Origin of the sequence: Geobacillus thermopakistaniensis, assembly GCF_000498995.1 — a bacterium.
Classification (GTDB): domain Bacteria; phylum Bacillota; class Bacilli; order Bacillales; family Anoxybacillaceae; genus Geobacillus; species Geobacillus thermoleovorans.
In genome coordinates, this window is record NZ_AYSF01000109.1 from 14,013 (window position 1) to 18,706 (window position 4,694).

The 4,694-nt window shown below is 45.4% G+C and carries 3 protein-coding genes and 1 pseudogene; all 4 read right to left on the bottom strand.

Features of this window, described 5'->3' with window-relative positions:
• Positions 1-250: 250 nt before the first annotated feature.
• Positions 251-466: a DUF3006 domain-containing protein gene (locus T260_RS122395; RefSeq protein WP_011229480.1), complete on the bottom strand. Its 216-nt coding sequence runs from the start codon at positions 464-466 to the stop codon at positions 251-253.
• Between the two features lie 11 nt (positions 467-477).
• Entirely contained in the window at positions 478-1,323 is an 846-nt protein-coding gene (locus T260_RS122390; RefSeq protein ID WP_011229479.1) for a ComEC/Rec2 family competence protein, read from the bottom strand.
• 1,551 nt (positions 1,324-2,874) lie between these two features.
• On the bottom strand, positions 2,875-4,194 hold the full coding sequence (locus T260_RS122385; protein WP_023634606.1) for a replication protein: 1,320 nt from the start codon (positions 4,192-4,194) through the stop codon (positions 2,875-2,877).
• A gap of 201 nt (positions 4,195-4,395) precedes the next feature.
• Positions 4,396-4,694, bottom strand: a pseudogene (locus tag T260_RS1000000140405) (hypothetical protein); the annotation flags it as partial.

A 4,694-nucleotide genomic window follows, 5' to 3' on the forward strand; every position in this document is an offset into this window, starting at 1 on the left:
ATATGAATGAGATGCTTGATGACCGGTTTGGAAAGCTGCAGCGTCAACCCCAGCGTGAAGAAAAACTTGTGGATTCCTTGGTGATGTGCTAATCTATTCATGAGACATGAACCTCCTTGTGGATAGTTGGTGGTACATCTATTCTAACCAAGGAATCGGGTTCATGTCTCCTTTTTTGTTTAGTTGTCAATTTATGTCAGTGAATTTGCTCATCTACAGTTATTTTTTAATTATTGCATAAAGTGGCAATTCACTCCTCAAACACCTCATTCATCAACTCTTCAATCTCTTTCCACCGCTTCTCTGTTTCTTTTTGATCCACTCGGAAATTTCCGTTCTCTTGTACAATCACATCGCCGGCGCGGGCGTTTTTGGGTAGCTTGCTTTTCTCAATATCGATCATTTTGCCATCCTCCGCCTCACAAACTGCCCATTTACCCTCGAAGCGATCAATGATATATTTCATTTAACCACCTCTTAATAAATTGGTTTTACGTTGAAGGTAAGCGTTGTTCCGTTGGTTGTTGCGATAATCGTTCCTTGTTTGTCGGTACGGAATACCTTGACTTTATAAGATTTCAACCGATTTAAAACTTCCGATGTTGGATGGCCATAGGCATTCTTGCCAACCGAAATTACCGCATATGTTGGTTTTGCAGCTTTTAAAAGCGTTGCGCTGGTCGATGTTTTCGCACCGTGATGACCTACTTTCAACACATCAGCGCGCAAATCCTTTTTCGCTTTAACCATATCCGCTTCTGCTCGAGTCTCGGCGTCGCCTGTAAACAGAAACGACTTTTTGCCGTAGGTTACTTTCAAAACAGCGCTCCAGTCATTTGTATCGCTAGTGCTGTACGATTTTACAGGTCCAACAAACTTCGCAGTCACACCTTTGATTGGCAGAACAACATCTGCTTTAGCAACTTTGATGGTAAGTTTCTTATTTTTCACAGCGACCAAGAAATCTTTATATGCTTGCGTTGTATTACCGACTTTTGGAGCATACACACTTTTCACAGGGAAAGCCTTGAGAACCTCATCAAGACCGCCAATATGGTCGGCGTCTGGATGAGTCGCGATCATGATTTCGATGTCCTTTACCTTCTGCTTTTTAAGATAGGCGACGACATCACTGCCATCTTTATTTCCTCCATCAATGAGAATGTCCTCTCCATTTGGCGCTTTAATGTAAATACTGTCACCTTGCCCAACATTGATGAAGTGTACATACATGTTTTTTGGGGCTGCGTCTGTTACAATTCCCGGTAGTATTGCTATCATAAATACAATTACAGCTACCATCAGCATCTTGATTTTCCTCATTGAAAACTCCCCCTTTTACTTTTCAAGAAGATTATACCATCAATTGAGCTAAGAGGGAGTATAGAAAACAAACAGGAGGCGAAAAAATGTTCGAATTATCGGAAGACTAAGGTGTCCGGTATGCTCAAAAANGCGTCTGTTACAATTCCCGGTAGTATTGCTATCATAAATACAATTACAGCTACCATCAGCATCTTGATTTTCCTCATTGAAAACTCCCCCTTTTACTTTTCAAGAAGATTATACCATCAATTGAGCTAAGAGGGAGTATAGAAAACAAACAGGAGGCGAAAAAATGTTCGAATTATCGGAAGACTAAGGTGTCCGGTATGCTCAAAAATTGTCCGCCCTAGCGATAAAGTGTTCTTGGATATAATCAATACAATCATTCACCAGAGATGCTACTATCAAAATTTGTCCCGTAAATTCCTCCCATTCAAAGACAAAGGAACATTTCAACATATGTTGCTGAAGTATCCGTTTTTACTTGATGATCATGATAATGAAAGTGTTTAATTTTTTGTCTGACAAAAAATAAATTAAGTTCGTTTTTTCAAGACACGATGATATGCTGTGTCCTCAGAATCCCCCGACCGGGGACACCCACTGTCCATATTGTCATGGGAGACACGTTTATTATTTCGGTCTGTCGCGATTCATTGTCCATCGTCTCCGGCGGCCGNAATAAATTAAGTTCGTTTTTTCAAGACACGATGATATGCTGTGTCCTCAGAATCCCCCGACCGGGGACACCCACTGTCCATATTGTCATGGGAGACACGTTTATTATTTCGGTCTGTCGCGATTCATTGTCCATCGTCTCCGGCGGCCGCTAATCCATCGGGACATCTGTCGCGACACATTCCACATCTTGTCCTCTGTCAGACAATTACTGTCTTGACTTAAGACAGGAAACAAATTTATGTCACCTGGTTGTCTTGTTGTTCATGATTCACCCTACTCCTTTTTGTCTTCACCAAGGACAAGTGAGAAAACAACAGGAGTGGCCGTTGTCCTCCGACGGAATGCTTTCGCGACACCTTGTCGCAACTGTATATCTTAGTTGCATAGATTTTTGATTGATCGAGGAACAGGGACACGATCCTTGTCCTCGTCTTTTATTTCAATACCGCCCTTCGCGTCATTCCAGTGTCCTCACCTTCATTCGCTCCCCTGATTCTAAGCAGAATTTTTATCTTATTGGTGAATTTGCATTGAGAATTATGTTCTAAATAATCATATCATCACCAATCAAAATCTAATCAATAAACCTATCCCCTTTATAATAACTACTAACTGGCATTTTCACCTTGCAGCTATGCGTCCAAAATCAATCTTTAAAATCCCTTTTACCATCCTTTTTGCGACGATCCGCTTGCATTTCACCCTTCATCGAAGTGAAAATCTGAAGTTTAAAACCCTCGGGACTCCCCCCACCAATCTAATAAGGTATTGGAACAAAACCAATTTGGTTTATTCTTTCTTTATGGTCGGGGGAGCAAGCAGGCTGACGCCCATAATATAAGGGCGACGAACCATTTCACGGGAACGTCAGTTCTTGACCAACCTCTTAAGCTGCTGGACACGCCGCACCGATATCTGAAGCATCATGGCCAGCTGCTTATTTGTCGCGTCAGGGTGTCGCTCCATTGCCTTCTGCAGTTGCCATGCCTTGTCCTCCGTTCGCTCCCGTTGTTCCTCGAGGTACTCCTCCCTTGTCTTCGCCCCTTGTCCCCGGCGCAACTCCCCTGTCCTCGCCCTGTCGCGTTCCCGTTTCCGCCGGCGCTTCTCATTGGCGTCAATAATGGTCTGCAAGTGTCGCTGTTCCTCCGGCGTGATGTCCAGCCATCGAATGATCGTAGAGTTCTTCAGATTATAGCCGGCGCCGGGATAGCCTTTTTTCCTCGCCTCCTCATTCGCCTTCGCATCATTCTTAGCCATCCACGCTTTCTCGGCACTTTTTGTCGCCCGGATCACCTCTTTCTCGGACAGCGGCTCCTTAAATCCAGCGTTCAGCTCTATCATCTGTTTCAGCGCCTCATCGGGATCATCAGTGAGGCAACAACTCCAGTATCGATATAAAAAACAAAACAGCTCCCTGTATCCCTTCAGATCATAATTTCTAAGCTCCGCAAGACGAATCAAATCCAGCAGCCTGGCATAGTGCAGCGTCTGGATATTATGTAGCCGGACAAGTTTCCCTTTTCTTCCTTTCTTCCCTGTCTCCGCCCTTGTCAATTCCGGCAAGTACTCATATTGCAAGTCACGGAGGACATACCTGTCGCCGTGCCGGTACTCGACGACGACTTCCTTTTTGCTCTTGGAGTTGACCGACCCGTCGATCCGGAACACCCTGGTCGGATCCAGCGACTTCTTGTCCGCCCCCACATAGCTAAGCTGTTCATAAAAATAGTTCTCTACCACCTTCCACAGCGGCAAGGCCTTATACGGGACCGGCTCAATCAGCCAAACGCATACGATTCCGCGACCCGAGAAAATGATGAGATTAGGTTCAGGCAAGATATTGTCATGGAATACCTCGATGTCCAGCTTCCCGACCACCCACTCCGGCTCATAGCCAATCGTATGGCAATCCACATCCACATACAGAGCCCTCAGCTGCCTTATATTTTCGATTCTTCGTTGAGGCTTATAAAAGGTGTTCTGACTGAAATAGACGTCCTCTCCGAGCCATTTAGGCAGTTCTACAGCCAATTCGTTGGGCTGGTAGTGATACTGCCTCCATCCCCCGTCCGGTTCCTTCTTCGCCAGCGTGATCCATCCTGAGGCGCCTCGATGCTGAAACGTCACATGGCGCTTTGCACGATCCAAAGGGGAAAGTTCCATATTCTCGAGCTTAAAATTCTCCACCGAACGCCCTCCCTGCATGGGAAACAACCGCATAGCCATGCAAATGCGAGATGCGATCATTATGCAGAAAGACAGCGGCCGTCCCTTCAAAATTTACACACCATTCAAATAGAAAAAGGGAAAATAAGAATGCCATGAGGATAAATCGAGGCCTCTTGAACACAAAGGGGCTCAGGCGGTTGTGGAATTCGACATTTTATTTCAAAATCCTTCATTTATTTCAAAAATCATCAAATCAACTAACAAAAATGCTTTTTTGACCACCTCTCCCAAAACACCGGCGACCCGTAGTCTTTTGGGCCGGGAAGGGCGGTGTGATAGGCTGGACCGAGCCGGAAGGCGAGGGCTTCGGCGCTTGGGCTTGCAGTGGCTGAGCCTTTCCGGCTGCCAGCCGACCATCACACCGCCCCGGGGACCCGGACCAAAAGGAAACGGAAGCGCCGGTGCAGCTACACCTATCTGTCGCTTTTTGTCGAAAATTAACCAATATTTAATGTCAG

What these genes read in the sequence shown, in the direction of transcription:
- T260_RS122395 (WP_011229480.1), bottom strand. Translation starts at nt 466, where the DNA reads ATGAAATATATCATTGATCGCTTCGAGGGTAAATGGGCAGTTTGTGAG.
- T260_RS122390 (WP_011229479.1), bottom strand. Translation starts at nt 1,323, where the DNA reads ATGAGGAAAATCAAGATGCTGATGGTAGCTGTAATTGTATTTATGATA.